We start from the raw sequence: 26,720 nt of genomic DNA, 5'->3' as shown, positions 1-26,720 counted from the left end.
TCCGTCAGGCCAGATGCTCCCGCAGCAGCGCCGCGAAACTCGCGGGCTGCTCGACGCAGGGCAGATGGCCGGCATCGGCGATCTCGACGAAGCGGGCGCCGGGGATCGCCTCGGCGGTGGCCCGCACCAGGGCCGGCGGGGTCGAGGCATCGCTACTGCCTGCGACCACCAGCGTCTTCACCGCGATGCGCGCCAGATCGGCGGTGTAATCCGCGTCGCGGATCGCCGCGCAGACATCGGCATAGCCCTGCGCCGGGGTCCGCTCCAGCATCGCCCGCCACAGCGCGAAATCCTCGCTCCCGGCATAGGCGGGCACGAACCAGCGCGACAGGATCGTGTCGGAGATCGAGGCGATGCCGCCGCCCAGCACGGCCTCGATCCGCGGGTTCCAGATCTCCGGCGTGCCGATCCTGGCGGCGGTATCGGCCAGCATCAGGTGGGTCATCGCCGCCGGCCGCCGCAGCGCCAGCCGCTGCATGATCAGCCCGCCGACCGAGAGGCCGATGCCGGCGAAGCGGTCGATGCCGAGATGGTCGAGCAGCGCCTCCACGTCGCTTGCCATCGTCTCGATCGTCAGGCCCGCGCGCGCAAGGCTGAGGCCATGGCCGCGCTTGTCGTGACGCAGCAGGCCCCAGCTCTGCGGCAGCAGGGCGACCACCCGGTCCCAGACCCGCAGGTCGGTGCCCAGCGAATTGGCGAAGACCAGCAGCGGCGCGTCGCCCTCGGCCGGCCGATAGCGGTAATGCAGCCCGTCATGGGCGGTGAAGGTTTCAAGGCGTGGGGTCAAGGTCGGGTCCTTCGGCAATGTCCTGGTCGATGCTGGAGAGGAAAAGCTCCAGCGGCGGGCTCTCGCGGTCGCGCCGGTAGATCAGCGCGATTTCAGCCCGTTTGGTGGTGCCGGCCAGCGGGCGATAGACGACGCCCGGCAGGTGCACCCGGCGCAGCGCGTCGGGCACGACGGCAACGCCCAGCCCGGCCTCGACCAGCGAGACGATCGAGGCGAATTGCGGCGCGCGATAGAGGATGTTCGGAGTGATCCCCGCCTCGGCCCAGGCCGCCTGGACGGCGGCGGCAAAGCCCATGTTCGGCGGCAGATGCGTCGCGATGAAATCGGCCCCGTCGAAGGCCGCGAGGCTGACCTCCTCCTGCGCGGCCTGCGGATGGTCCTTCGGCAGGGCGATCCACAGATCCTCGAAATGCAGGCTGCGCGTCGCCAGATGCGGCGAGATGTCGGGATAGGGCAGGCGCACGATCCCGGCGTCCAGATTGCCCGCGATCACCTCGGGGAACTGGCGGTCGAGATCCATCTGCACCAGCCGCAGGTCGATCTGCGTCGCCTTCGGCCGGAAGTTCCGCAGCACCCGTGTCAGCACGCCGTTGTAGCCGGCCGTGCCGATATAGCCGAGCGACAGCTCCCCCAGCAGGCCGCGCCCCGCCCGCAGCGCCACATCCTCGGCCCGCTGCGCATGGCGGATCACCGCCCGCGCGTCGGGCAGGATGAGCTGCCCGGCCGGCGCGATTGCGACCTTGCGCCGCGTGCGGTCGAACAGCCGGGTGCCGACGATGTCTTCCATCTGCTTGAGTTGCTGCGTAAGCTGCGGCTGCGACATGCCGAGGCGCTGCGACGCCCGGCCGAAGTGCAACTCCTCGGCCAGCACCGTGAGAAGCTCGTAATGCTTCAGGGTCAGCACTTATACGCCTCTTGAATTATTCTCAGAATCTTATTGGAAAATATAATAAATTATCCGGCTTGCGACATCAAGCGTTTGCGCGCCCTGCGCGCCTGCCGCAATCCGGCCAACCCGCTGGGCGCGGCGCGGCCGATGCTGCAGGCGGACGTCGCCGCCATGTTCGACAAGGGTCTGCCAGGCGCCCGCGCGCCGGGGAGGCCGCTTTCCGCCGCAGCCGCGCCCGTCGACGTCCCGCTTGACGGGCTTTCTTGTTCGTCGTATTTAGCAATCAAGCTAATTAGCTAAGAGGCTAAATATGCATCAAACAACCGATCCCCTCAGCCTGACGCTTTCGGCGCTGGCCGATCCCACCCGTCGGGCGATTCTGGCGCGGCTGGTCCGGGGGGCGGCGACGGTCAACGAGCTTGCGGAGCCGTTCGACATCTCGCTGCCCTCTGTCTCTCGTCATCTCAAGGTGCTGGAAGGCGCCGGCCTGATCTCGCGAGGCCGGGAGGCGCAGTGGCGCCCCTGCCGGCTGGAAACGGCCCCGCTTCGCGAGGTCGACGGCTGGCTGGAGACCTATCGCCGGTTCTGGACAGACAGCTTCGACCGGATGGAGGCCTATCTGGCCGAAATCACCGGCAAACCGGCGACGGAGGAGACACAGTGACCCTGCTGCGCGACGACGAATTGCTGATCGAGCGGGTCTTCGACGCCCCGCTTGCGCTGGTCTTTCGCCTTTGGGAAAGCCGCGAGCACATGCTGCGCTGGTGGGGGCCCGAGGCTTTCACCACGCTGGACCTGGACTGGCAGCTTGTGTCCGGCCGGCCCTGGCGCGGGACGATGGTCTCGCGGCGCCATGGCATCGCCGGCTTCGGCGGCGTCATCCGCGAGGTCGACAAGAACCGCCGCATCGTCTTCACCTTCCAGTGGGACGAGGGCTCCGGCCGCGACCTGGACACGCTGGTGACCGTCACCTTCGAGGAGCGGGACGGCAGGACCCTCCAGCGCTTTCACCAGACACCGTTCTCGAGCCTTGCCATCCGCGACAGCCATGTCGGCGGCTGGACCTCGCTGTTCAACCGGCAACAGCTCTATGTCGAGAATCTCGCCTTCGCTGAATCGAAAGGACTGCGCACATGATCACGCTGACCACCTATGCATGGGTTCCCGATTTCGCCGCGCCGCTGATGCGGGCGTTGAGGGTGCGCTGGGCGCTGGAGGAGGCGGGCCTGCCCTATAAGGTTCGCACCATCGCGCTGGGGCCGGAGCAGAGTTCGGCGGAGCACCTGGCGCGCCAGCCCTTCGGCCAGGCGCCGGCCATCGAGGACGACGGGCTGACCCTGTTCGAGAGCGGGGCGATCGCCCTCTATGTCGCCGAGCGCAGCGAGACGCTGCTGCCCAGCGACCCGGCAGGACGGGCGCGGGCGATCGGCTGGGTCTTTGCCGCGCTGAACTCGGTGGAGATCGCGGTTCAGCCGCTTGCCGAGATCGACCTGTTCCATGCGGAGGCGGACTGGGCGGCGGCGCGGCGCCCGCAGGTCGAGACCTTCCTGCGTCGGCGGCTGGGCCAGTTGCAGACAGCGCTCGGCGAACGGCCCTACCTGGAGGACCGCTTCACCGTCGGCGACCTGATGATGGCCGACGTGCTGCGCATCCTTGGGTATACCGACCTGCTCGCCGACTTCCCCAAGCTCGCCGCCTATCTGCGGCGCTGCGAGGCACGCCCGGCCTTCCAGCGGGCGCTCGCCGCCCAGTTGGACGGGTTCAAGGCAGCCGCTTGAGGGGCGAGAGTCGCTCAGGGGCGGGACCGGCATGCCACGCGGCGGCTGACTTTTGCCGCGAAACCGGGTGATATGGAGCCGGTCGACGGCCCGGCAGCGAAAGGACGCCCGATGCGATTGGCAATGCGCGGAACTGTGCGTGCAACTGTGCGAGCGAAAGTGCGCGCGAGAATGCGCGCGAAAGTGCGGATGACATTTCTCCTGCTGCTCGCGATGTTTGCGGCGCCCCTTGCCGGGCCGGTGCGGGCGCAGGCACCCGGCATCGCGCCTTCGGACATTCTCGATGCCGCCATCGGCGACTGGAACAAGGACGGGCGCGAGGACCTTGCCCTTTTGGCGGTGACCGACCGCGACGACATGCAGGTCGGGCTCTATGTCTATCTGCGCGGGGCGGAGACCGACGGCAGCCTGCTGACCTTGGTGCTCACCGTGCCGGACAAGATCTGGGGCGCGCGCGGCGGCGATGGCGGCGCCTTCGGCCAGGAGCCGTCGATCAAGGCGCTCGCCAACGGCTCCATCGCCATCACCACCCAGAATTTCGGCATCGGCCGCGAACGCTGGGAGCACACGCTGTCGCTCGCCTATCGCGACGGCCGCTTCCTCGTCGCCGGCCTCACATTCAGTTCCTTCGATTCCCTGCAGGAGGAGGAGCCGCTGACCTGCGACCTCAACCTTCTGACCGGGCGCGGCATCGTCAACGACAAGCCGGTGCGCTTCGCGCCGCTGTCCCTGACCTTCGACCGCTGGGAGACGACGAGCGGCGAGGACCCCGGCATCCGGATCTGCCGGGGGCGCCAATAAGGAGCAAGGGGCGGGCCGCGCGATCAGCGCTTGCGCAGGAGATCGCGCGCCAGCGACACCAGCGCGAAGAGGACGAAGCCGGGCAGGATCGAAAGGATCGCCAGGCTCGCCGCGCCCATCTCGCAGCCGCCGGCATCGCCGGGGCCGCAGCCGCCGGCGGCATGGGCAAGGCCCAGCACGCCGAAAAACACCACGACCGGCGTCACCAGCAGGCCGAGAAGCCCGGACAGCAGCGCTCTCAAGATCATTGCGATTCCCCCTCGCGGCGCGCGCCCGCGCTGCCACACCATCCGGCAGTCAAGCCCGGACGGGCGCGGGAGGCAAGTCCCGTCCGCTCGGGCGCGGGACGCGCTCCCTCAGGCGCCGTCCACAGGCTCCAGCCGCACCAAGAGGCGGCCGGCCTCCACCGTGTCGCGTTCGCTTGCCGCGATCTCCGCCACCCTGCCGTCGGCCGCCGCCTTCAGCTCCATCAAGAGCTTCATCGATTCCATCACCACCAGCGTGTCGCCCTTGGCGATCCTGTCGCCCGCTTCAACGCGGATCTCGACGACGAGGCCCGGCATCGGCGCGGCGATCCGCTCCGGCGAGGCGCTGTCGCCGGCGCTTCTGTCCTGGCCGAGATCGCCGAGCGGCAGCACCGCGCAGGCGATCTCCGTGCCCGGCCCGCACAGCCAGATCCGCCCGTCGTGGTGAGCGGCGGCGAAGCTTTCCGCCACGCCATCGCGGGCGATGCGCAGCCGCTCCGGCCCGGTCCACTGCGCGGCGATCTCCTGCATCTCGCCGTCCTTGTCGATGGTCTGCCAGCATCCGGCACCGCGCGTCTCCAGCACCACGCGGCTCTCGGGCGCGGCCGCATCCACATAGGTCGCCCGCGCCGGGCAGCCGGCCTGCGCGAGCAGGCGAAACCCGGAAAGCGCCTGCCAGGGCGTTGCCGCCGCGCGCGGTTTGCTGGCCAGCGCTGCGGCGGCAAGGGTCAGTCCGTCCGCCTTCGGTGCCTGCCAGCCATCTTTCCAGCCTTCTGGCCAGATGCGGGCGATGAAGTCGGTGGTGAGCTTGCCTTGCGCGAAATCGGAGCTGGCGAGCGCGTCGCGCAGGAACAGCCGCGTGGTGGCCAGTCCCGCCACTTCCAGCCGGTCGAGGCCGGAGAGCAGCTTGCGCCGCGCCGCGTCCCGGTCGGGCCCGTGGGCGATCAGCTTGGCGATCATGGAATCGTAAGCCGCACCGATCTCCGCCCCCGGTTTGACGCCGGCATCGCAGCGCAGTTCCGCCGGCGGCGACCACAGCAGCACCTTGCCCGTGTCCGGGCGAAAGCCGGCGCTGGCATCTTCCGCCGTCAGCCGCGCCTGGATCGCATGGCCGTTGCAGGTCACCTCGTCCTGCGTCAGCGCCAGTTTCTCGCCGGCCGCCGCGCGCAGTTGCAACTCCACCAGATCGAGCCCGGTGATCTCCTCGGTCACCGTATGCTCCACCTGCAGCCGCGTGTTCATCTCCAGGAAGTGGACCTCCTGCGTCACCGCATCCATGACGAATTCCACCGTGCCGGCGCTGTCATAGCCGATGGCCCGGCCGAGCCTGAGCGCTGCCTCGAACAGCCGTTCGCGGGTCTCAGGGAACAAGCCCGGCGCGGGTGCCTCCTCGATCAGCTTCTGGTGGTTGCGCTGCACCGAGCAGTCGCGCTCGAACAGATGCAGCAAGGTGCCGTGCTTGTCGCCGATCAGTTGCACCTCGACATGGCGCGGATTGCGCACCAGCTTCTCGATGAGCAGCCGCCCGTCGCCGAAGGCCCGCTCGGCCTCGGTGCGTGCCGCATCGATGGCAGCCTCCAGCCCCGCCTCGTCGTGGACGGCACGCATGCCCTTGCCCCCGCCGCCGGCCGAGGCCTTGACCATCACCGGCAGGCCGATCTCCCGCGCGGCCCGGGCAAGATTGTCTGTCGACTGGTCTTCGCCGCTATAACCGGGAATGCAGGGCACGCCGGCCTCTTCGGCGAGGCGCTTCGCCTCGATCTTGGCGCCCATCGCCGCGATCGCCCGTGCGTTCGGCCCGACAAAGGCAATGCCGTTGTCCTCGCAGGCCCGCGCCAGTTCGGGCCGCTCGGACAGGAAACCGTAGCCGGGATGGATCGCGCCGGCCCCGGTGGCCCTGGCCGCGGCGATGATCCGGTCGAGGCGCAGGTAGCTGTCGCTCGCCGCCGCCCCGCCGATGGCGACGGCCCGGTCGGCCATCCTCACATGCAGCGCGTCGCGGTCGGCATCGGAATGAACAGTGATGGTGGTGAGCCCCATGCGCCGCGCGGTGCGGATGATGCGGCAGGCGATCTCGCCGCGATTGGCAATCAGCAGGCTGTCGAACATCATGCGCCTCACATCCTGTAGACCGGCCGCGGGCCGGTGTCCGTGTCGCCGCCGGCCCCCAGCGCCAGGCACAGGCCCAGCACGTCGCGGGTCTGGTCGGGCTCGATCAACCCGTCGTCCCACAGCCGCGCGGTGGCGTAATAGGGATCGCTCTGCTCCTCGAACTGCGCGCGGGTGCGCCGGTCGAGCTCGGCGATCTCCGCTTCGTTCGCCTGCGATTTCAGGCTGGCCCGGCGCAGTTCCGTCACCACGGTCGCGGCGACATCCGGGCTCATCGTCGCGATGCGGGCATTGGGCCAGGAGAACAGGAAGCGCGGCCGGAAGCCGCGCCCGCACATGCCGTAATTGCCGGCGCCATACGAGCCGCCGACGATCACCGTGTATTTCGGCACGCGCGCATTGGAGACGGCATAGACGAGCTTGGCCGAGTGCTTGGCGATACCGCCGCGCTCGGCGTCGGTGCCGACCATGAAGCCGGTGATGTTCTGCAGGAACAGCAGCGGGATCTGGCGCTGGTCGCACAGCTCGATGAAATGCGCGCCCTTCAGCGCGCTTTCGGAAAACAGCGCCCCGTCATTGGCGAGGATCCCGACCGGGTAGCCATGGATATGGGCAAAGCCGGTGATCAGCGTCGCACCATAATCGGGCTTGAACTCGGCAAGCTGCGATCCGTCGACCATCGAGCGGATTAGCGCGCGCATGTCGGCCGGGCGCTTCAGGTCCACCGGCGCATGCTCGGACGGGCGCCCAGTGGCGGCAAGCGGCGCCACGCTCTCGCGCGGCGGCGGCGTCACCCTGCGGCCCTCGCCCAGATTGGCGACGATCTCGCGCAGCAGGCGCAGGGCGCTTTCCTCGTCGGGCGCCACATGGTCGCTGACGCCGGAGACGGTGGTGTGCATGTCGGCACCGCCCAGCGTCTCGCCGTCGACGATCTCGTTGATCGCCGCCTTGACGATCGGCGGGCCGCCGAGATGGATGCGGCCGGTGCTGCGCACCATGATCACCTGGTCGCTCAGCGCCGGAATATAGGCCCCGCCCGCGGTGCAGCCGCCGAAGACGACGGAAATCTGCGGCAGGCCGGCCGCCGACATCCGGCACTGGCGCCAGAATGCCCCGCCGAAATGGTCCTTGTCGGGAAACACCCGGTCCTGCTCGGGCAGGAAGGCGCCGCCGCAATCGACCAGGTAGATGCAGGGGAGGGCATGTTCCTCGGCGATCTCCTGGGCGCGCGAATGCTTGCGCACGGTCTCGGCGAAGAACGAGCCGCCCTTCACCGTCGCATCATTGGCGATCAGCATGCAGGGCCGGTCGTGGATCAGGCCGATGCCGGTGACGAGCCCTGCTCCCGGCACCTCGCCGCCATAGAGCCCGTGCGCGGCCAGCGGCGACAGTTCCAGGAAGGCGGTGCCGGGATCGAGCGCCAGCTCGATGCGCTCGCGCACGAAGATCTTGCCGCGCTCCGCGTGGCGGGCGCGAAACTTGTCGCCGCCGCCTTGCGCCGCCGCCGCCTGCACCTGTCTCAGCGCGGCCACCAGGTCGTCCATGCCTGCCACGAGCTGCTCCTCCCGTTTGCATCGCGTCGCCATCGTTCAAGACCCGGCCGGTTTCCCGACCGTTTCCCCGGCCGTTTCCTGACCGTCTCCCCGGCCCGGTAGGGCGATTGACAATCTACCTAACGGCCGTTAGAAAATATGTCAACTGGACGGGAGCGCGAGTGCCGCCCACCACGGCCAGGCAATCGTGAGGGGGATCGAATGACAGCTTCCGGTTTCGATGTGACCAGCGCCAGCGACGTCTTCTTCGAGGAAGAGCACAAGATGTTGCGCGATCAGGTGCGCCGCTTCGTCGAGGAGGAGATCAAGCCCCATGCCGACCAGTGGGAGGCGGACGGCGCCACCCCGCGCGAGCTGCTGCGCAAGATGGGCGCGCTCGGCTTCTTCGGCATCCGCTATCCGGAAGCCTATGGCGGCAGCGCCATGGACGAGCGCGCCACCGTCGTCCTGTCGGAGGAGCTCGGCCGCTCGACCTATGCGGGCGTTGCCATCACCGCGCTGGTCCACACCGACATGGCCTCGGTCCATCTCTTCAACGCCGGCACCGACGCCCAGAAGGCGAAATACATGCCCGGCATCGTCAGCGGCGAGATCATCACCGCCGTCGGCGTCACCGAGCCGGACGCCGGCTCCGACGTCAAGGCCATCCGCACCACCGCCCGCCGCGAGGGCGGCCATTACGTGCTCAACGGCACAAAGACCTTCATCACCAACGGCGTGCTCGCCGACGTCTACTGCATCGCCGCCAAGACCGGCGGCGACGGGCCGGCCAGCAAGGCGGTGACCATGTTCATCATTGAGAAGGGCATGGCGGGCTTCACCGTCTCGCGCGCCCTCGACAAGCACGGCTGGCGCAGTTCCGACACGGCCGAGCTCTCCTTCGTCGACGTCCGCGTGCCGGCCGGGAACGTGCTCGGCGAGGAGGGGCGCGGCTTCTACGAGATCATGAAGAACTTCCAGAACGAGCGCCTGGTGCTCGGCGCCATGGCGATGGGCGAGGCGCAGGCGGCGATCGAGCTGACGCTCGCCTATGTCCGCGAGCGCAAGGCCTTCGGCGCCCCGCTCTGGGAAAAGCAGGCGATCCGCCAGCGCCTCGCCATGCTGGCGGCGCGGGTCGAGGCGGCCCGGCAGATGGTCTATGCCACCGCCGCCCGTGCCGCGCGCGGCGAACAGCTCGTGCGCGAGGTGTCGATGATCAAGGCGCTGTGCGGCGAGCTGGTCAACGAGGTCATGTATGCCTGTGTCCAGTTCCATGGCGGCATGGGCTTCATGCGCGAGAGCACCATCGAGCGCATGTCGCGCGACGCCCGCGTCCAGGCGATCGGCGGCGGCGCGACCGAGGTGATGCTCGAGGAAGTCGCCAAGCGACTGTGACCGCGATGCGCGCCTTCGTGCTGGAAACCGGCTTCGGCCTTCCGCACCCTTGAAAAGGGCGAGCACTTGCGAAACATAGGCCTCTCGCTCTCGCAGGACCCGTCCCGTTGACCGCCGCCCGTCCCCAGCCGCAGAAGAAGACGAAGAAGGCGCTGGAGGCCCGGCAGGTGATCATGGCCGCCGCCGCCCGGATGATGCGCGAGCGCGGCTATGCCGACACCTCCTTGCGCGATCTGGCGGCCGAGGTCGGCATGAAGGCCGGCAGCCTCTACTACCATTTCGCCTCCAAGGACGAGCTCGCCATCGAGGTCATGCGGCTCGGCGTGCAGCGCGTCTGCGATGCGGTGAACGAGGCGCTGGCGAAGCGTCCGGACGCCGGCCCGCGCCAGCGGATCGTCATTGCGCTTACAGTTCATCTGGAGACGCTGCTGTCGGCGAGCGACTTCGCCTCGGCCCATATCCGCTGCTATCCCTTCGTGCCGGAGGCGGTGCAGCAGGAGCTGCTGGCGACGCGCCGCAACTACGACAAGGTCTGGAGCGCGATCATCCGCGATTATCTCGGACCGGATGCCGACGGCCTGCGCGTCCGCTATCTGCGCCACGCCCTGATCGGCGCGCTCAACTGGTCGCTGGAATGGTTCGATCCCGCCCGCGACAGCGTCGCCGGCTATGTCGCCGCGCTCGAGCGCCTGCTGCCGCCAGAATCGGAAGTGTGAAACGAGAGTGTGAGCCGCGCTCAGCGCTGCGAGGCGGCGACCATCGCGCCGACGCCGATGAAGGCGCCGCCCGTCACCCGGTTGAACACCCGTCCCCAGCGCGTCAGCCACGGCGCCAGCCGTCCGGCCGCCCCCGCCAGCAGCACCTCATAGGCGAACTCGACCGCCGCGTAGGTGCCGGCGAAGATCACGAACTGCAGCCACAGCGAGGTGCCCGGCCGCATGAATTGCGGCAGGAAGGTCGAAAAGAAGATCAGCGCCTTCGGGTTCGACAGCGCCACCAGCAGCCCTTGCGTGAAGGCGCGGCGGCGGCTGATCGGACGCGCCGCCGGGCCGCCTTCGCTCGCCGCCTGGATGCCGGCGGTGAAGGCCGGTGCCCGCCACAGCCGGATGCCGAGCCAGACGAGATAGGCCGCGCCCACCCATTTGACGACGGTGAACAGCATCTCGGAGGTCAGCATCAAGGCGCCGAGGCCGGCGAGCGAGGCGCCGATCAGCACCGTCATGCCGGTGATGCAGCCGAGCGCGGTGAACACCGTCCGCCCGAGCCCGTAGCGGACCCCGTGATTGAGGCAGAGAAGACCGTTCGGCCCCGGCGTCAGCGACAGGGCGACCGAGGCCAGCAGGTAGACCAACCACAGATCGAAGCTCATGCCGGCACTCCAGACAGACAGACAGGCAGACTGACGGAAAGATAGACAGATAGACACGCAGGCAGACAGACAGGCAGACAGACACGCAGGCAGGCAGGCGGGGACAACATGCGGCCGGCGCGAAATCTCGGGGCCGTCGCGAGGGCGATCCTAGCACGCGCCGCGCCGTTGGAAAGGGGCCGTGCGCGGCTTGGCGATTTTGCGACGATTGAGACGGGTTTGGCCGATTTCGAGACGGAATTTTGCAAAATTCGTCTCAATTTTTGCGAGCCGTGTTATCCCCGCGCGGTCGTGAGACCGCGGGCTTTCCCCCTTGCCCCTGCCCGCCCCGCGCGGGCTATGGTGGGGCCTCGGGCGAGGGCGGGGCAGGGGTGGCCGAAACCGGAAAGGAACGGGAAAGAATGACGGAATTGCGCGCCGGCGGGGCGACGGAGACGGAGACGGGGCATCTTTCGGGCCAGCGCTTCAAGCTGCGGGTCTGGATCACCTCGCGGCTCTGGGCGCAGGTGGTCGCCGGCATGGTGCTCGGATTTGTCCTCGGACTGCTGCTCGGCGAGGGCGCGGGCCTGGTTGCGCCGGAAACCGCCGAGGCCATCGGCCTGTGGCTGGCCTTGCCGGGCCGGATCTTCCTGGCGCTGATCGCCATGGTTCTCGTGCCGCTCGTCTTTTCCTCCATCATTGGCGGGCTCGCCGGCGCCGGATCCGGCGACACGCTGCGGCGCGTCGGCGTCCGCCTCGCCGGCTTTATCCTCGCCACCACGACGGTGGCGGCGATCCTCGGCGTGACGCTGGCGCAGTGGCTGCGGCCGGGCGCGGCAATGGCCGGTTACCCCCGCAGCGGCCAGCCGCAGCCCGGCCCCGTCCCCGGCTCCGGCCCTGGCTCCGGCGCGGAGGAGGTGGAAGCGGTTGCCGCGCCGGGCGTCGGCACGCTGCCGGATCTGATCGTCGACATCCTGCCGCAGAACCCCACCGCCTCCATCGCCCAGGGCGACATGCTCGCCGTCGTGGTGCTGGCGCTGCTGGTCGGCATCTCCGTCACCCAGATCGACCGGAGCCGGGCCGAGCCCTTCCTCAAGCTGATGGAAGCGCTGCTGTCGATCTCCATGAACATCGTCAAATGGGCGATGTTCCTGGCGCCGTTCGCCGTGTTCGGGCTGATGGCGCAACTGGTTATCCGGGTCGGGCCGGAGACGCTGGTCGGGATTTCCGGCTATGTCGGCGCGGTGCTTCTCGGCCTTGCCCTGCTGCTCGTGCTCTATCTGGCGCTGGCCGGCCTGGCCGGCGGCATCACCCCGCGCCGCTTCCTGGAGGCGGCCGGCGGCAACCTGCTGCTCGCCTTCTCGACGTCCAGTTCCTCGGCGGTGATGCCGGTGACGATCCAGACCGCGCGCCGCCTCGGCGTGCCGGAAGGCATCGCCAATCTGGTGGTGCCGCTGGGCGCGACCATGAACATGGCCGGCACCGCGCTCTATCAGGCGGTGGCGATCCTGTTCATGGCGCAACTGGCGGGAGTGGAACTGACCGGCCTGCAGATCGCCGTCGTCACCGGCACGCTGGTCGCCTCCTCGATCGGCGCGCCCGGCACCCCCGGCGTCAGCATCGCCATTCTGCTCAGCGTCGCCGCCAGCGCCGGCATTCCGGCCGATGGCATGGTGATCATTCTCGGCGTCGACCGGCTGCTCGACATGTGCCGCACGGTGGTCAACGTCACCGGCGATCTGGTCGCCTCGGTGTGCCTGCGCGGTCTTGGAGAGGAGCCGCCGGCGGCCGACCCCGACCCTGTTCCCGTCTGAGACGGGCGGGCGCGGGGCGAACGGCCGCCGGGCGTCGCCGGCCTATTCGGCCGGGGTCCTGTCGGGCGCCCGATCCGCCGTCCTGTCGGCCGCCGGCGTCGTCTCCGCCTCGACCGGCGGATGCCCGTCGTCTTCGTGCCTGGGCAGGTGGCCGTCGATCGGGATGCGGCGGAACATCCGCATCACGAAGACGAAGAACACCGGCACGAAGAACACGGCGAGGATCGTGCCGGAGATCATGCCGCCCATCACGCCGGTGCCGATGGCGTTCTGGCTGCCGGCGCTGGCACCACTGGCGATGGCCAGCGGCGTCACGCCCAGGGTGAAGGCCAGCGACGTCATCAGGATCGGCCGGAAGCGCAGATGCGCCGCCTCGATCGTCGCGTCGATCAGCGAGCGCCCCTCGGCCATCAGGTCCTTGGCGAACTCGATGATCAGAATGGCGTTTTTCGCCGACAGGCCGACAATGGCGATCAGGCCGACGGTGAAGTAGACGTCGTTCGGCATGCCGCGCAGCGTCACCGCCGTCACCGCGCCGATCACCCCGAGCGGTACCACCAGCATCACCGCGAAGGGGATCGACCAGCTCTCGTAGAGCGCGGCCAGCAGCAGGAACACGAACAGGATGCTGAGGCCGATCAGGAACGGCGCCTGCGATCCCGACTGGATCTCCTGCAGCGACTGGCCCGTCCACTCGTAGCCGAAGCCGGCCGGCAACTGGCCGGCCAGCCGTTCCATCTCGGCGATGGCATCGCCCGACGAGTAGCCGGGCGCCGCCTCGCCGGAAATGCGGATCGACGGGTAGCCGTTATAGCCGACGATCTGCGAGGGGCCCTTGCGCCACTCGACGCTGGCGAAGGCCGAGAGCGGCACCATGCCGCCATTGCTGTTGCGCACATTGAGCCGCAGCAGGTCGTCGGTCTGCATGCGGGCGTCCTGGTCGGCCTGCACGGTGACCCGCTGCATCCGCCCGGAGTTGGGGAAGTCGTTGACATAGCTCGAGCCGAGATTGGCCGAGATGGTGGCGTTGATGTCGGCGAAGGCGACGCCGAAGGCATTGGCCTTCTCGCGGTCGATGACGAGATCGACCTGGGCGGCGTCCGGCAGGCCGTCGATGCGCAGGCTGGTCAGCGCCGGGCTCTGCCCGGCGGCGCCCATCAACTGGTCGCGGGCGGCGGCGAGCGCCTCGTTGCCGCGGCCGCCGCGATCCTGCAGGCGGAAGGTGAAGCCGTTCGAGGTGCCCAGACCCTGGATCGCCGGCGGCGACAGGGCGAAGGAGATCGCGTCCTTGATGCCGAAGAGCTGGCCGTTGGCGCGCCCGGCGATGGCGCCGGCGGAATCCGACGGTCCGCGCTCCGACCAGTCCTTCAGCGTCACGAAGGCAAGGCCGGCATTCTGGCCGGCGCCGGAGAAGCTGAAGCCGAGAATGCCGACAATGCGCGACACGGCGCTTTCCTTGCCGAAGATCGCCTCGACCTGCTCCATCACCTCCAGCGTGCGGTTGGCGCTCGCCTCCGGCGGGGCCTGGATGTTGACCAGGAGGTAGCCCTGATCCTCGTTCGGCAGGAAGGAGGAGGGCAGGCGCATGAAGCCCCAGCCGAGGCCGACGAGCAGGGCGAGATAGATGATCATCATCCGTCCGGCCCGGCGCGAGATCCAGGAGACGACGGAGCTGTAGCCGTTGGTGGTGCGGCCGAAGCCGCGGTTGAACCAGCCGAAGAAACCCTTCTTCTCCTCGTGGTGCCCCTTCGGGATCGGCTTCAGCATGCTGGCGCAGAGCGCCGGGGTGAAGGACAGCGCCAGGAAGCCCGAGAACAGGATCGACACGACCATGGTCAGGCTGAACTGCTGGTAGATGACGCCGACGGCGCCCGGGAAGAACGCCATCGGCACGAACACCGCCGTCAGCACCAGGGTGATGCCGATGATCGCGCCGGTGATCTGGGTCATCGCCTTGCGCGTCGCGGCCCGTGGCGACAGGCCCTCCTCGGCCATGATGCGCTCGACATTCTCCACGACGACGATGGCGTCGTCGACGAGGATGCCGATCGCCAGCACCATGGCGAACATGGTCAAGACGTTGATCGAGAACCCGGCCGCCAGCATCACCGCGCAGGTGCCGAGCAGCGCCACCGGCACCACCAGCGTCGGGATCACCGTGTAGCGGAAGCTCTGCAGGAACAGGAACATCACCACGAAGACGAGGGCGACGGCCTCCAGCAGCGTGTGGATCACCTTCTCGATCGACGCCTCGACGAAGGGCGAGGTGTCGTAAGGGATCTCGTAGGCGATGCCGGGCGGGAAGAAGCGGGCGAGTTCCTCCATCTTGTCGCGCACCGCCTCGGAGGTCGCCATGGCATTGCCGGTGGGCGAGAGCTGCACGCCGATGGCGGCGCTGGGCTGGCCGTTCAGCCGGGTCGAGAAATTGTAGCTCTCGCCGCCGATCTCGATGCGCGCGACATCCGACAGGCGGACGGTCGAGCCGTCCGGATTGGCTCTGAGCACCACCTGGCCGAACTCCTCGATCGAGGAGAGCTGGCCCTTGACCAGCACGCTGGCGGAGATCTGCTGGGTGATCGGATTGGGCAGCGCGCCGATGCGTCCCGCGGCGACCTGGGCGTTCTGCGCCCGGATCGCGTTGACGATGTCGCCCGACGTCAGGTTGAGGCCGAGCATCTTGTCCGGGTCCATCCAGATGCGCATGGAGCGCTCGGTGGCAAAGAGCTGGGCGCTGCCGACGCCGTCGATCCGGCGCACCTCGCCGAGCACGTTGCGGCTGAGATAGTCGCCGAGGTCGACCACGTTGTAGGAGCCGTCGGTGGAGGTGACCGAGACCACCATGAGGAAGCCGGCGCCGGCCTGCTCGATGCGGATGCCCTGCTGGGTGACGATGCTGGGAAGGCGCGGCTCGACGCGGCGCACCGCGTTCTGCACGTCGACCGAGGCCTGCGACACGTTGGTGCCCGGCTGGAAGGTGGCGGTGATCGAGATCCGGCCCGAACTGTCGGAGGTGGACTCGAAATAGATCAGGCGGTCGACGCCGTTCAGCTCCTCCTCGATGGGCCGCGTGACGCTGAGATAGGCGTCTTCCGGCGCAACGCCCGGATAGTTGGTCGAGATGGAGATCTGCGGCGGCGCGACGTTCGGATACTGGGCGACGGGCAGGAAGGGGATCGCGATCACGCCGGCAAGCGTGATGAAGATGGCGATGACCCAGGCGAAGACCGGCCGGTTGATGAAAAAGGACGGCATCAGATCAGATCCTGTGGGACCGGCCCGCGGGCGGCGCGGGAGGGCGCCGGCGGCCACGGGTGGGCCGTTGCGTCAGGACGGGGCGGGGCGGCCCTGGCGGGCCGGCCGTCCCGACGGGTTAGTTGGCCGCGACTTCGGCCGTCTTCTGGGCGCCCTGCCAGGGCGTCGCCGCGACGGGCGCGCCGGGGCGCAGCTTCTGGAAGCCCTCGACGATCACCTTGTCCCCGGGCGCCAGGCCCTTGGTGATGACCCAGCGGGTGCCGACGATGCGGCCGGTCTCGACGGAGCGCAGCTCCGCCTTGTCCTCGGCGCCGACCACATAGACCTGGGCCTGGCCGCCGGCGTTGCGCTGCACCGCCTGCTGCGGCACGGCAACGGCGTTTTCCTCGATACCCTGCTCGATCAAGACCCGGACATACATGCCCGGCAGCAGGTCGCCGTCCGGATTGGGGAACTCGCCGCGCAGGGTGATCTGGCCCGTCGTCGTGTCGACCGCGGCCTCGGAAAACAGCAGCCGGCCCTTTTGCGGATATTCTTGTCCATCATCCAGCTTGAGCCGAACGGCGGCCTCGCCGGCGCGCGGACCGGTCAGCGCGCCGACCTGCAGCGACCGGCGCAGGCTCAGCAACTGATTGGCGGATTGAGTGAAATCGGCGTAGACCGGGTCGAGCTGCTGGATCGTCGCGAGCACGCCGCTGGAGGAATCGACCAGCGCGCCCTCGGTCAGCAATGCCCGGCCGATGCGCCCGGAGATCGGCGCCCGCACTTCCGAGAAATGCAGGTTGAGCTCGGCCGCGTCGAGACCGGCCTGGGCGATGGCGACATCCGCGTCGGCCTGGGCGAGGGCGGCGATGGCGTTGTCGCGCGCCTGCACGCTGGTCACCCGGCGCTCATGCAGTTCCTTCTGCCGGTCCGCGTCCTGGCGGGCCTGCAACTGCACCGCCTGGGCGCGCTGCAGCGTCGCCCGCGCGCTCGCCACCTGGACGCGAAACGGTTCGGGATCAATGCGATAGAGCACGTCGCCCTCCTGGACGATACTGCCCTGCTCGAACACCCGCTCGACCAGGATGCCGGAGACGCGCGGGCGCACCTCGGCGATCCGCGTCGGGGCGATGCGTCCCGGCAACTCGTTGGTAATCGGCAGCGTTTCGGCCGCGAGTTCGACGAAACTCACGCCGGTCGGCGGCATGGCGGGAGCGCCCGCCTGGTTCTTGCTGGCAACGTCGTTGCAGCCGGCCAGCAGCGCGGCGGCAAGGATCACGGCAGTCAGTCTGGATGTCATCGGGTCGACCTCTCGGGGGAAGAGGAGGGTGAGGGGGCGGGCGCGGGAACCTGGTCCACGAGCCAGCCAATTTCGGCAATGATTCTAGCGCGTTCTTCCGGCGCCCAGTTGTGCAGTCCGAGCCATTCGAGCGACATCAGTCCCTCGAGGGCGAGAAAGGCAAGCAGCGCCCCGCGCGGACTGCGCGAGGTGCCGGTGATCTGGGCGATGCGCTGACCATAGGTCCGCGCGATCGGCTCGCGCAGGTCGGCGTCCTGGGCGAGCGAGGCGAGCAGGCCGAGCGCCACCGCCCGGTCCTCCTCGGTGAGCAGGTGCGAGGCCACCTCGATACGGCTGCGGATTGCCGCGTCCGGATCGCCGGAAAAGCTCTCCGCCAGTGCCTGCTCGCAGCTTGTATGCGCGGCCACCCGCCGTTCGACGACCGCTTTGATCAGGGCCTGTTTGGTCTTGTAGTCGTAAAGGACGCTGGCCTTGCTGATGCCGGCCTCGCAGGCCACCGCATCAAGCGTCAGGCGCGCCGCGCCGTCCCGGATCACGACCTGTTCGGCCGCGTCGAGCACGGTGTCGCGCTTGATTGTCCGCTTGCGTCCCATTCCAGCCTCGGTTTTTCCAACCGGATGGATATATATTTTCCAACGGCGGATGCAACCGCTTTTTGCGCCGCAGCACGGAGGGAAGATCGGGTCCCGGGGGCGTCAATCGCTGCCGCGGACCTGCAGGGGGCGGCGGCGGGAGGGATGCGGCGCGCGCGGCCCGAGCATCTCCCGCATGCGGCCGGCCGTGCTGCGCAGCACTGGCGCCGCCCGCTCGCGGACATCGTCCGCCGGGTCGGCGCAGCGCATGGCGACGAGCAGCGCCACGGTCGTCGGGTCGAGCCGCGTCTGCAACTCGGACAGGGGCGCCGGCCGGCCGATCAGATAGCCCTGCACCTCGTTGCAGCCTTCCTCCGCCAGCACCCGCAATTCGTCCGCCTCCTCGACGCCCTCGGCCACCACGCTCATGCCGAGCGCGTCGCCGAGCCGGACGATGGTCTCGACGATGGAGCGTGCGCTCGGCGTCTTGCGCATGGCGCGGATGAAGGACCGGTCGATCTTGATGACGTCGAAGGGGAAGCGCGACAGATAGCCGAGCGACGAGTAGCCGGTGCCGAAATCGTCGAGGGCGATGCGCACGCCCAGCGATTTGAGCGCGGTAAGGATCTGCAGCGCCCGCCGGTCGTCGTCGATCAGCACGTTCTCGGTGACTTCGAGTTCCAGCCGGCTGGCGGCAAGCCCGGCCGTTTCCAGCACCTCGCGCACCGTCTCGACGAAGTGCTTCTCGCGGAACTGCAGCGGGCTGACATTGACGCTGATGCGCGGGATCTCGGGATGGGCGCAGGCGATGGCGCAGGCCTGGCGCAACACCCACTCGCCGATGGCGATGATGCGGCCCGACTGCTCGGCGACGGGAATGAAGTCGTTCGGGCTGATCATCCCCTTTTCCGGGTGATGCCAGCGGATCAGCGCCTCGTAGCTGCCGATGCCGTTGCTCCTGAGGTCGAGCCGCGGCTGCAGGTGGAGTTCGAACTCCTCCCGCTCGACGGCGAGGGTCAGATCCGCCTCCAGCAGCCGGCGCTTGCGCAGCACCGCGTCCATGCCGTCCTCGAACAGGCAATAGGTGTTTCGGCCGAGGCTCTTGGCCTTGTACAGTGCGGTGTCCGCGCGCGAGACGATGATCTCCGCGTCGTCACCATGCAGCGGGCTGACGGCGATGCCGATGCTGGCGCCGCTGCGCAGCGTCAAGCCGTTGCCGCAATCGATGGGCTGCGACAGGACATGGACGATCCGGTGCGCGAGGTCGGCTGCCTGGTTGGCGAAGGCGATCTGGTGCTGGATGACGGCGAATTCGTCGCCGCCGAGCCGCGACACGGTGTCGGTACCCGGCACCATCGCCTTCAGCCGGTCGGCGGTGACGCGGATCACCCGGTCTCCGGCGAGATGACCGTGAACGTCGTTGATTTCCTTGAACCGATCGAGGTCGATCATCAGCACCGCGGCGGATCCCCCGCGCCGCCGCGCCTCCGCCAGCACCGCCGACAGCCGCTCGGAAAAGACCGTCCGGTTGGGCAGGTCGGTGAGCGGATCGTGCTGGGCGAGGTGGCGGATGTGCTGCTCCGCCTTCTTGCGGTCGCGCAGGTCGACAATGGCCGATACCCGGGTGCGCTCGCCCCGATAGATCACTTCGCGGGCGCGCACCTCCACCGGGACGAGGCTGCCGTCGACATGAACGATGCGCAACTCGTTGGGACCGCTTTCGCTCAGGGCGAGTTGGTGCCGCACCCGCTCGCGGTCCTCCTCGATGACATGGTCGAGGATCGCGCTGCCCTTGAGCTCGTCCAGCGATCGGCCGGTGAGTTCCTCCAGCGCGTGGTTGCCGTCGATGATCGTGCCGCGTACCGAAATGACGATCGCCTCGAAGGTGGCATTGGCAAGCGCGGTGAGCCGTTCCGCCTCCTCCTCCGCGCGGCGCAACTCCGCCTCGCGGCCGCGCGCCCGTTCCTCGTTCTGGATCGACTCCATCAGACGGTTGAACAGCCTGCTCATCCGCTCCGCCTCGTCGCCCGGCTCCACGGCTAAGCGCAGGCTGAGATCGGCCCGCCCCTCGACGAGCCGGCCGACGGCATCCTCGACATGGCCGATGCCGAGCCGGGTGCCGTGCTCGGCCTCGTTGAGGCCGCGGATCTCGCCGTCGTGGTCGATGCGCAGGGCGACGCCCCGCTTCAGGACCAGGAAGAAGATCAGGCCAAGAGTGAAGGCGAAGGCGAAGTTGAGCGCCGCGCCGCCCGCCTGCACGGCAAGCTGTGCCAGCCGGTCGCCGGTCGGCAGGTTCGCGACCGGGGCCAGCAGGGCGAGGCCGAGCGTGCCGACCACGCCGGCAATGCCATGCACGCTGATGGCGCCGACCGCGTCGTCTATCCGGAACTGCCGCTCAAGGACAGAGATGCCGGCGACCGCGGCAAAGCCGCCGGCAATGCCGATGACCAGCGCCCCTTGCGGCTCCAGCACCATGCAGCCGGCGGTGACCGCGACAAGCCCGCCGATCATCCCCGAGAAAGCCTTTGCGGGCAGCAGAACCCCCTCCCGCGCCCAGGCGGTCAGATAGCCGGCGCAGGTGCCGGCGGCGGCGGCCAGCACGGTGTTGGCGATGACATGGGCAATGTCCGGGGATGCCTTCAGCGTCGAGCCGCCATTGAAGCCGATCCAGCCGACAAACAGCAGCAAGGCGCCGGCGGTCGCCAGCACCGGGCTGTGCCCCTGGAAGCGCACCGGCCGGCCTTCGGCGTCGAAGCGCCCGATGCGCGGACCGATGACGAGGCAGGCCGCCAGCGCGATCCACGCGCCGGTGCCATGCACGACGGTGGAGCCGGCGAAATCGACGAAGCCGGCATTGCCCAGGAAGGCGCCGGGATTTTTGACGAGCGCATTGCCCCAGGCCCAGTGGGCGAAGACCGGATAGACCAGGCCGGCGATGAAGACGGAGCAGGCGACATAGGCTGCCAGCGGCATCCGCTCGGCAACCGCGCCGGAGACGATGGTCGCCGCCGTGCCGCAGAACATCACCTGGAAGACGAAGAAGGCAAGACCCCAGGAATCCAGCCCGCCGAGCAGCAGCATGGCCGGATCGAAGCCGATCCCGACGCTGGATGTGGGCCCGAAGGCGACCATGAAGCCGACGGCCGCAAAGACCAGCACGGAGAATGTGAAGTCCAGGAGGTTCTTCTGGGCGACGTTGATCGCGTTCTTCGAACGCACCGTTCCCGCTTCCACCAGCAGGAAACCGACCTGCATCAGCAGCACCAGGCCGGCGGCGACCAGCAGCCAGACCAGGTCCAGGGTGCGGTGCAGCGAAGTCAGTGCCGCCGTCTCGCTCGCAGACGCCTGTGCGATCCCTGCGGACAGCACCGCCAGCGCTGCGGCGCAAGCCAGGATAGGCTGTCGAAGCCTTGAGCCGAATGCCGCCATGTGCCCCCAAGATCCCCGTCTGTCCTTTGTTTGTCGCAGGTTAGGAACCAGCAGTTAAAAACTGATTGAAACCTCATGATTGTGGATTGAACGTCAGGATTGCATGATAGAGAGCCCGCTTAAGCCATTGCGACCGGCGGCTTTTTATTGTGCATCGCGATATGTACTTCTTCCCTAGCGGCAGCTTTTCGCCCGGGTGACCGGCCTCCGCAGGCGCAGCCATGGCCGGGAGGCCGGAGATCGGCCAACAGCCGCTTCACTTTCCGCAGCGATGGGTTAGGATCGCGCGCTGATTGCAACCGGCACATCGCACAGGCATTCCTACGTCATGGAAAATCCGCTCATGTCCTTTTCTTTTCGTCATTCCGTTTCCGGTTTTCGTCGTGCCGCATTGGCCGGATTGATCCTGGGCGCAAGCTTCGGCACGGCCGCCGGGCAGGATGCCGCGCCGAAACCGGCTGAGGGCGGCGCGGCGGCGCCGAACTGGGTGGTGCAGTGCTCGGAGGCGACGGAGACGGCGCCGAAGCGCTGCCGGGCGCTGCAGAACATCGTCATGCAGGACAGCGGGCAGCGCCTGCTGACCGTTGTCGTCGAACCGCGCGAGGGCGCCCCCAACCATGCGCTGGTGCTGGCGCTGCCGCACGGCGTTTTCCTGCCGACCGGCACGCAGATCCAGGTCGACGAGGGCGAGCCGGTGGCGATGGCGATCCAGACCAGCGACGCCAATGGCGCCTATGCCGGCACGGCGATCAGCGACGAGTTGCTGGCCTCGCTGAAGAAGGGGCAGCGCCTGATCGTCGCCTTCAAGACCGCGCAGCAGCAGGATCTGGCGATCCCGGTGACGCTGATCGGCTTCACCGCCGCCTATGGCCAGCTCGGCGGCTGAGCGGCTGCCCGGCGCGGTGGCCAAAGGCCCGGCGGGCGGGGGTCTGCCGGGGAAACGAACAACGGGCAGGCCGATGGGCCCGCCCGTTGCGCGTCAGGGTGGAGGCGAAGCTCAAGCCTCGGCCGTACGCCGGACCAGGTCCGCCCAGTTCCGCATCGACCACAGATGCGCGTAGATCACCGGCAGGGCGCCGCTCTTGCGCAGATCGAGGAAGGCCTGGTCGGACAGGGCGTTGACGCGGGTCTCGTCGATGATGCTGAAGTCGTTGACATTGAGCACCTCGCCGCCCGGCAGGGTGAAGCGGCCGGCATTGGGGGCGAACAGGTCGTGCTCGGCGATCTGGCGCATCAAGGCCTCGCTCTCGCGGCTCTCGCGCTGGAACGCGGCGCAGAAGTCGAGCGCCTTGCGCGTCGCCTCGGTCGGCTCGGCGCCCTCGAAAAACCGGGTCTCCCCGTCGGCGGCGATCTTGTCGCTGGCTGCGTCGATGCACAGGGCGAACTCGCTCGCCTCGTCATTGCGCGCCAGGATGAACGGATAGCGGCGCACATAGGAGGGAATGTAGGTGTCCGCTGCCCAGGCCCCCTCGCCGTCGACGAAGAGGTTGCGGTCCTGCCGCAGACCGAGCACGGCGACGGCGGCCGGCGGGGTGGTGCCGGCGGCGAAGACGATCGGATAATGGCGCGCGGCGACGCCGAATTCGATGGCATTGAGGGGAACGGCATGGGTGCGGGCGGCGAACCGGTAATCCGGCGCAAGAGCGATGCCGAGGTCGCCGTGGCGGTCGGCCCTGAGGGCTTCCGGGCGGCTGTAGAACAGCGGCAGCGCGGACGGCCCTCCCGACGCCGGGCGCGGCGTGTCCGTGTCGGCTTGGGTGCTGGTCATAATGGTCCGTCCTCGATTATGCATTTGTGATGAATGGTTGCTGCCCCGTCGACGACCGGACGGCGAATTTCTTGTACAAGTCCAACGGCTGGTTGCCTAGACCATACCATCCGGCCTTCAATAAGCGCGAGTGCCGACGGAGTCGGCCTCCGCGCGCGGCGTTGGGGAAGATCGGGAAACCATGGCGACACTTGGCGAAAGCCACCAGGGCGTGACCTTCAGCGGCGAGGACATCCGCCTCGATGGCGTGGCCTATCGGGCCTGCGTCTTTCGCGACTGCCGGATGCGCTATGAGGGCGGCCCTCTGCCGGTGCTGGAGGGCTGCGATTTCGTCGGTTGCAGTTGGGCCTTCGACGGCGCGGCGGCGAACACGCTGCTGATGCTGGGCGCGCTCAACCAGGGTGGTTTCGCCCCGGTGGTCGAGGCAACGCTGGCCGCGATCCGCAGCGGCGATGTGCTGTCCACGCCCGCGCAACCGGCCACCGCCGCTCGCAGCCCCGGCGCCCGGGTCATCGATCTCGGCTTCGGCCGGTTCCCCGTGCCGAGATTGCGGCGCCGTCCGGTCACGGGCAACGGAGAGGGGCACTAGTTGTCTTGCCGGTCCCGTGCGAACTTCAGAGTCGAAAAGAGTGTCGAGCAAGCTTATGTTTCTAATGTGGTTTTGGAGTTTGAATTAGGCTCCGAGGAGCGCTGGCAGAACGAGGCGACTTTCAAAGTCACCACACTGGATCGTCCTGCGTCTTTCACGATGCCAAGGGCCGATGCCGCAACGGGGGACGGATGACCGACATGCTGGATCTTGCGACGGTAACCAGGACCGATTTCGAGGCGATGCGGCAGGAGCCGATCCTGCTGGTCGCGGCCAATGGCACGGTCGATCTGTCGATCGAGGAGGTTCGCCAGATGGGCAGCGGAGCCGGCTTGCGCGCGGGCGGCGCCTTCTCCGTTGTCTTTCGCGGCCCGGCCACGCCGTTTGTCGAACAGGCGATTCACCGGCTGGAGGTCGGCCTGCCGGACAGCGGCCGGCAGGCGGCTCTCGACCTCTTCCTGGTGCCGGTCGGCCATGATGCGCAGGGGCGCCTCTATGAGGCCGTCTTCACCTGACCGCAGCGGTCAAGCCGGCGATCCGGTCTCGGTGTCGATCACGGGGCCGGAAAGCGGATCGCGCGGCGGCGACCAGCGCATCAGTTGATAGACCCCGGCCTCGCCGGACGTGACGAAGCCGAGGCGCAGGTAGAGCCGCATCGCCGGATTGAACTGCTCCACATGGATGCTGACGCTCCGCCCGCCAGCGGCGGCGAGGGCCAGCACGTCCTCCAGCATCGCCCGACCCAGCCCCTGGCCGCGCTGGTCCGGCATCAGGGCGATGTCGATGATGCGGATCTCACTGTCCCGCGTGTCGAGATAGAGCCGGCCGACGGGCCCGCCCGAGACTTCCGCGATCAGCCAGTCGCTGCCGGGAAAATACCGCATGTAATGGCTGTGCTGGGCCTGGAACTGCTGGGCGAGAAAGGCCTGCTTCTGTTCCGCGCTCCATGGCACCGGGGCAAGCTCCTCCTCCCGCGTCGAGGCATAGAGGCGAAACAGGAACGGCAGGTCGTCGGCCTCCCGCATCCGTCGGAAGCCCAGCCCCCGTTCCCGTGCGCGCGGCAGGTCAGGAAGGTTCGCAGACCCCGTCCGGGCAGGAGGGGCGGACGGGCCGAGGCTCTCCGGTACGGCGACGCCGGACACGCTCGACTTGCCGGTGGAGCCCGGGCGAGGGCGCTCGTCCGGGACCGGGGTCTGCTCGCTCATCTTGCGCGGTCCTGCGTGCTCGCCTGCCTCGCCCTCACGGACGCGGCGGGAAGATGCCGTACAGCGCGATGATGAAGTTCAGCGTCAGATACGGCTGCATGTTGTTGTGCGGCGAGCTGCCACCCTGCATCGCCACCATCTGCGGCGCCATGGACTCCGGCGGTGTGGAGGTTTCCGTGTACTGGGCGACGCCGCTTCGTGCAGACAGCAGGTTGCCTTCCGGCGAAAGGCTGTTGGCTCCACTGAGGGGGCCGGATGCCACCGCCTGCAGCGCATGGGTGTGGTGCGGCATTTCGGTCTGGAGCAGCGTCACGGTCGGGGTGCCGGCGGACTCGCCGAGCGCGCGGAACGTCAGCCCCGGTCCCTGTCCGTGCTGCATGGGCGAGCGGCCCTGCAGGTCGGGGAGGGCATAGGTTGTCTTGCCATCGCCGCCATAGGTGGTTCCCAGCAGAGAGAACAGCGCGGTGTTCTGCGAGATCGGCATGATCTGGCCATTGCAGAACGCCCAGTTCTTGGGGGCGAAGTTGCCGGCGAAGATACGGATTTCCGCAACGAAAGGGTCGGACATGGGGAACCTCTCAGGCCGGCGAGGGATAGACGCCGTAGAGCGAGATGATGAAGCTGACGGCGAGATACGGCGCCATGTTGTCGTGTGGCTGGTTGCCGCCCACCGGCAGGATCGAGTTGGCCGCCAGTTGCACCAGCGGCGGCGCGCTCTGGGAGGAGAAATAGGAGTTGCCGGCCGGGCTTGTTGCCAGCACATGGGCCTGCGGCGAGGCTTGCGTGCCGGCCGCCCCGCTGGCCAGCAGCGGATGCGTGTGGTTCGGCATCTGCTGGGTGGTCAGCGTGACCTGTTCGGATCCGCCGATCTCCGCCAGGGCATAGTCCGGCAGGCCGGGACCCTGGCCGAAATGCTGCGGCAGGCGGCCGCGCAGGTCCGGCAGGGCGAAAGTGGTCTGGCCGTCGCCGCCATAGGTGGTGCCGATCAGGTTGTAGAGCACCTCGTTTTCGGAAATGGACAGGAGCTGGCCGTTGCAGAACTCCCAGCCGAGAGGCGCGAAATTGCCGCCGAACATGCGGATCTCGCCAACGTAGGGATCGGACATGAGGATTCTCCTCGTTCTGTCGAGACAACGTGGATCAGTTGTGAGACGGGAAGATGCCCTGCAGCGCGATGCAGAAATTCAGCGTCAGAAACGGCTGCATGTTCTGGTGCGGCTGGCTGCCGCCGACGCTTGCAAGGCTGGTCGCCTTCATTGTGACCGCCTCCGCGAATGGCCCGTAGAGCAGTGCGGGGTTCTCGCCGAGGTAGTTTCCGGTCGGTGTGGCGGTGTTTACGCTCGCGCCGGATCCCTCGGCGAAGTGGGTGTGCTGCGGCATCTCGGTGATGGTCAGCGTATGGGTCGTCTGGCCGGCAGGTTCGCCAAGGGCATGCCCGGCGCCGGTGTGAATCGGCACGCGACCGCGCAGGTCCGGCAGGGCGAAATTAGTGACGCCATTGCCGCCATACGTGACCCCGAGCAGAGCGAACAGGGCCTGATTCTGGTTGATCGGCAGAAGCTGACCGTTGCAGAAGGCCCATCCCTTTGGCGGATAGTTGAAGCTCAAGATCTTGATTTCCGCAAGAAACGGTTCTGACATTCCGCCCTCCCAGGCGCCTATGGGTGTCGCGAGCCGCGACCGGGAATGAAAATCTCTGAAAAAGCCCCGGCCAAAAACTATGCGCCGATCCTGTTACAATTTACGATAGATATCAAGCGCTAATAAAACTTCATTTTCTGCGAGAAAAGTTGACTTTGAGGGGAATTTTACAACCAAAAATAGATTTTTCTGCTGTTCGATTGCATTTGTGGTCATGCCTGCGGCGCGGTCTTCGTCCTGTTCCGAACGGACGGCCTTCGAGGTCATGCCGCCGCCGCGCGGGC

26 protein-coding genes are annotated in these 26,720 nt (G+C 68.1%); 10 read left to right on the top strand and 16 right to left on the bottom strand.

Annotation, left to right across the window (positions count from 1 at the left end):
• Positions 1–4: 4 nt before the first annotated feature.
• The gene (pcaD, locus tag P2PM1_RS11530; protein WP_244301480.1) at positions 5–787 is read right to left on the bottom strand and encodes a 3-oxoadipate enol-lactonase; all 783 of its coding nucleotides are present in this window, start codon (positions 785–787) and stop codon (positions 5–7) included.
• Positions 771–1,691, bottom strand: a complete 921-nt coding sequence (locus P2PM1_RS11525) for a LysR family transcriptional regulator (RefSeq protein ID WP_186394792.1) — start codon at positions 1,689–1,691, stop codon at positions 771–773. Before P2PM1_RS11525 ends, pcaD begins: the two co-directional genes overlap by 17 nt.
• 295 nt (positions 1,692–1,986) lie before the next feature.
• Here P2PM1_RS11525 and P2PM1_RS11520 point away from each other — a divergent pair, with 295 nt between their 5' ends.
• The 4 genes from P2PM1_RS11520 to P2PM1_RS11505 all read left to right on the top strand — a co-directional run bounded on the left by P2PM1_RS11520 (position 1,987) and on the right by P2PM1_RS11505 (position 4,255).
• Entirely contained in the window at positions 1,987–2,340 is a 354-nt protein-coding gene (locus tag P2PM1_RS11520) for a helix-turn-helix transcriptional regulator (RefSeq protein ID WP_186394793.1), read from the top strand.
• Positions 2,337–2,813 carry an SRPBCC domain-containing protein gene (locus tag P2PM1_RS11515; RefSeq protein WP_186388848.1) on the top strand — a complete coding sequence of 159 codons (477 nt, stop codon included), beginning with the start codon at positions 2,337–2,339 and terminating at the stop codon, positions 2,811–2,813. Before P2PM1_RS11520 ends, P2PM1_RS11515 begins: the two co-directional genes overlap by 4 nt.
• A complete protein-coding gene (locus P2PM1_RS11510) occupies positions 2,810–3,454 on the top strand; it encodes a glutathione S-transferase family protein (RefSeq protein WP_186399161.1) in 645 nt (214 codons plus the stop codon). Before P2PM1_RS11515 ends, P2PM1_RS11510 begins: the two co-directional genes overlap by 4 nt.
• Positions 3,455–3,643: 189 nt before the next feature.
• Positions 3,644–4,255: a hypothetical protein gene (locus P2PM1_RS11505; protein WP_186399160.1), complete on the top strand. Its 612-nt coding sequence runs from the start codon at positions 3,644–3,646 to the stop codon at positions 4,253–4,255.
• 23 nt (positions 4,256–4,278) lie between these two features.
• Here P2PM1_RS11505 and P2PM1_RS11500 read toward each other — a convergent pair whose 3' ends face one another.
• From P2PM1_RS11500 to P2PM1_RS11490, 3 genes are all read right to left on the bottom strand, one after another.
• A complete protein-coding gene (locus tag P2PM1_RS11500) occupies positions 4,279–4,503 on the bottom strand; it encodes a hypothetical protein (RefSeq protein WP_186388851.1) in 225 nt (74 codons plus the stop codon).
• Positions 4,504–4,611: 108 nt separating this feature from the next.
• Entirely contained in the window at positions 4,612–6,612 is a 2,001-nt protein-coding gene (locus P2PM1_RS11495; RefSeq protein ID WP_186399159.1) for a biotin carboxylase N-terminal domain-containing protein, read from the bottom strand.
• A gap of 5 nt (positions 6,613–6,617) precedes the next feature.
• Positions 6,618–8,153 carry an acyl-CoA carboxylase subunit beta gene (locus P2PM1_RS11490; protein ID WP_244301507.1) on the bottom strand — a complete coding sequence of 512 codons (1,536 nt, stop codon included), beginning with the start codon at positions 8,151–8,153 and terminating at the stop codon, positions 6,618–6,620.
• Between the two features lie 210 nt (positions 8,154–8,363).
• Between P2PM1_RS11490 and P2PM1_RS11485 the strand changes: the two genes are divergently transcribed.
• The gene (locus P2PM1_RS11485; RefSeq protein ID WP_186399157.1) at positions 8,364–9,536 is read left to right on the top strand and encodes an acyl-CoA dehydrogenase family protein; all 1,173 of its coding nucleotides are present in this window, start codon (positions 8,364–8,366) and stop codon (positions 9,534–9,536) included.
• A gap of 107 nt (positions 9,537–9,643) precedes the next feature.
• Entirely contained in the window at positions 9,644–10,252 is a 609-nt protein-coding gene (locus P2PM1_RS11480; protein ID WP_186399156.1) for a TetR/AcrR family transcriptional regulator, read from the top strand.
• A 20-nt stretch (positions 10,253–10,272) separates the two neighbouring features.
• On the opposite strand, the gene P2PM1_RS11475 is transcribed toward P2PM1_RS11480, so the two are convergent.
• Positions 10,273–10,905, bottom strand: a complete 633-nt coding sequence (locus P2PM1_RS11475) for a LysE family translocator (RefSeq protein WP_186399155.1) — start codon at positions 10,903–10,905, stop codon at positions 10,273–10,275.
• Positions 10,906–11,306: 401 nt separating this feature from the next.
• Between P2PM1_RS11475 and P2PM1_RS11470 the strand changes: the two genes are divergently transcribed.
• Positions 11,307–12,698 (top strand): dicarboxylate/amino acid:cation symporter, encoded by a 1,392-nt coding sequence (locus P2PM1_RS11470; protein ID WP_186399154.1) that lies wholly within the window; start codon positions 11,307–11,309, stop codon positions 12,696–12,698.
• A gap of 42 nt (positions 12,699–12,740) precedes the next feature.
• On the opposite strand, the gene P2PM1_RS11465 is transcribed toward P2PM1_RS11470, so the two are convergent.
• The 4 genes from P2PM1_RS11465 to amt all read right to left on the bottom strand — a co-directional run bounded on the left by P2PM1_RS11465 (position 12,741) and on the right by amt (position 21,233).
• On the bottom strand, positions 12,741–15,950 hold the full coding sequence (locus tag P2PM1_RS11465) for an efflux RND transporter permease subunit (RefSeq protein ID WP_186399153.1): 3,210 nt from the start codon (positions 15,948–15,950) through the stop codon (positions 12,741–12,743).
• A 118-nt stretch (positions 15,951–16,068) separates the two neighbouring features.
• Positions 16,069–17,232, bottom strand: coding sequence for an efflux RND transporter periplasmic adaptor subunit (locus P2PM1_RS11460; protein ID WP_186388859.1), 1,164 nt, complete (start codon positions 17,230–17,232; stop codon positions 16,069–16,071).
• The gene (locus P2PM1_RS11455) at positions 17,229–17,825 is read right to left on the bottom strand and encodes a TetR/AcrR family transcriptional regulator (protein ID WP_186394804.1); all 597 of its coding nucleotides are present in this window, start codon (positions 17,823–17,825) and stop codon (positions 17,229–17,231) included. The genes P2PM1_RS11460 and P2PM1_RS11455 overlap by 4 nt, the downstream gene beginning before the upstream one ends.
• A 102-nt stretch (positions 17,826–17,927) precedes the next feature.
• Complete coding sequence (gene amt, locus P2PM1_RS11450; RefSeq protein WP_208985259.1) at positions 17,928–21,233, bottom strand: ammonium transporter; 3,306 nt, start codon at positions 21,231–21,233, stop codon at positions 17,928–17,930.
• Positions 21,234–21,576: 343 nt separating this feature from the next.
• On the opposite strand from amt, the gene P2PM1_RS11445 reads away from it, so the two are divergent.
• Complete coding sequence (locus tag P2PM1_RS11445) at positions 21,577–22,119, top strand: invasion associated locus B family protein (RefSeq protein ID WP_186388861.1); 543 nt, start codon at positions 21,577–21,579, stop codon at positions 22,117–22,119.
• Positions 22,120–22,230: 111 nt separating this feature from the next.
• Here P2PM1_RS11445 and P2PM1_RS11440 read toward each other — a convergent pair whose 3' ends face one another.
• Entirely contained in the window at positions 22,231–23,001 is a 771-nt protein-coding gene (locus P2PM1_RS11440) for a SapC family protein (RefSeq protein WP_186394805.1), read from the bottom strand.
• Positions 23,002–23,182: 181 nt separating this feature from the next.
• On the opposite strand from P2PM1_RS11440, the gene P2PM1_RS11435 reads away from it, so the two are divergent.
• Entirely contained in the window at positions 23,183–23,590 is a 408-nt protein-coding gene (locus tag P2PM1_RS11435) for a hypothetical protein (protein ID WP_186399152.1), read from the top strand.
• 191 nt (positions 23,591–23,781) lie between these two features.
• Positions 23,782–24,105, top strand: a complete 324-nt coding sequence (locus P2PM1_RS11430) for a hypothetical protein (RefSeq protein ID WP_186399151.1) — start codon at positions 23,782–23,784, stop codon at positions 24,103–24,105.
• Positions 24,106–24,114: 9 nt separating this feature from the next.
• Here P2PM1_RS11430 and P2PM1_RS11425 read toward each other — a convergent pair whose 3' ends face one another.
• The 5 genes from P2PM1_RS11425 to P2PM1_RS11405 form a co-directional block, all read right to left on the bottom strand.
• Positions 24,115–24,795 carry a GNAT family N-acetyltransferase gene (locus P2PM1_RS11425; protein WP_186399150.1) on the bottom strand — a complete coding sequence of 227 codons (681 nt, stop codon included), beginning with the start codon at positions 24,793–24,795 and terminating at the stop codon, positions 24,115–24,117.
• A 34-nt stretch (positions 24,796–24,829) separates the two neighbouring features.
• Complete coding sequence (locus P2PM1_RS11420) at positions 24,830–25,363, bottom strand: phage tail protein (protein ID WP_186399149.1); 534 nt, start codon at positions 25,361–25,363, stop codon at positions 24,830–24,832.
• Positions 25,364–25,373: 10 nt separating this feature from the next.
• Positions 25,374–25,901: a phage tail protein gene (locus tag P2PM1_RS11415; protein ID WP_186388867.1), complete on the bottom strand. Its 528-nt coding sequence runs from the start codon at positions 25,899–25,901 to the stop codon at positions 25,374–25,376.
• 34 nt (positions 25,902–25,935) lie between these two features.
• Complete coding sequence (locus P2PM1_RS11410; RefSeq protein WP_186399148.1) at positions 25,936–26,436, bottom strand: phage tail protein; 501 nt, start codon at positions 26,434–26,436, stop codon at positions 25,936–25,938.
• 93 nt (positions 26,437–26,529) lie between these two features.
• Complete coding sequence (locus P2PM1_RS11405; RefSeq protein WP_186399147.1) at positions 26,530–26,703, bottom strand: hypothetical protein; 174 nt, start codon at positions 26,701–26,703, stop codon at positions 26,530–26,532.
• Between the last annotated feature and the right edge of the window lie 17 nt (positions 26,704–26,720).

Origin of the sequence: Stappia sp. P2PMeth1 (assembly GCF_900185735.1) — a bacterium.
Taxonomy (GTDB): domain Bacteria; phylum Pseudomonadota; class Alphaproteobacteria; order Rhizobiales; family Stappiaceae; genus Stappia.
Note: the sequence above shows the minus strand (reverse complement) of the source record. Positions and strands in the feature narration are given on the sequence as shown.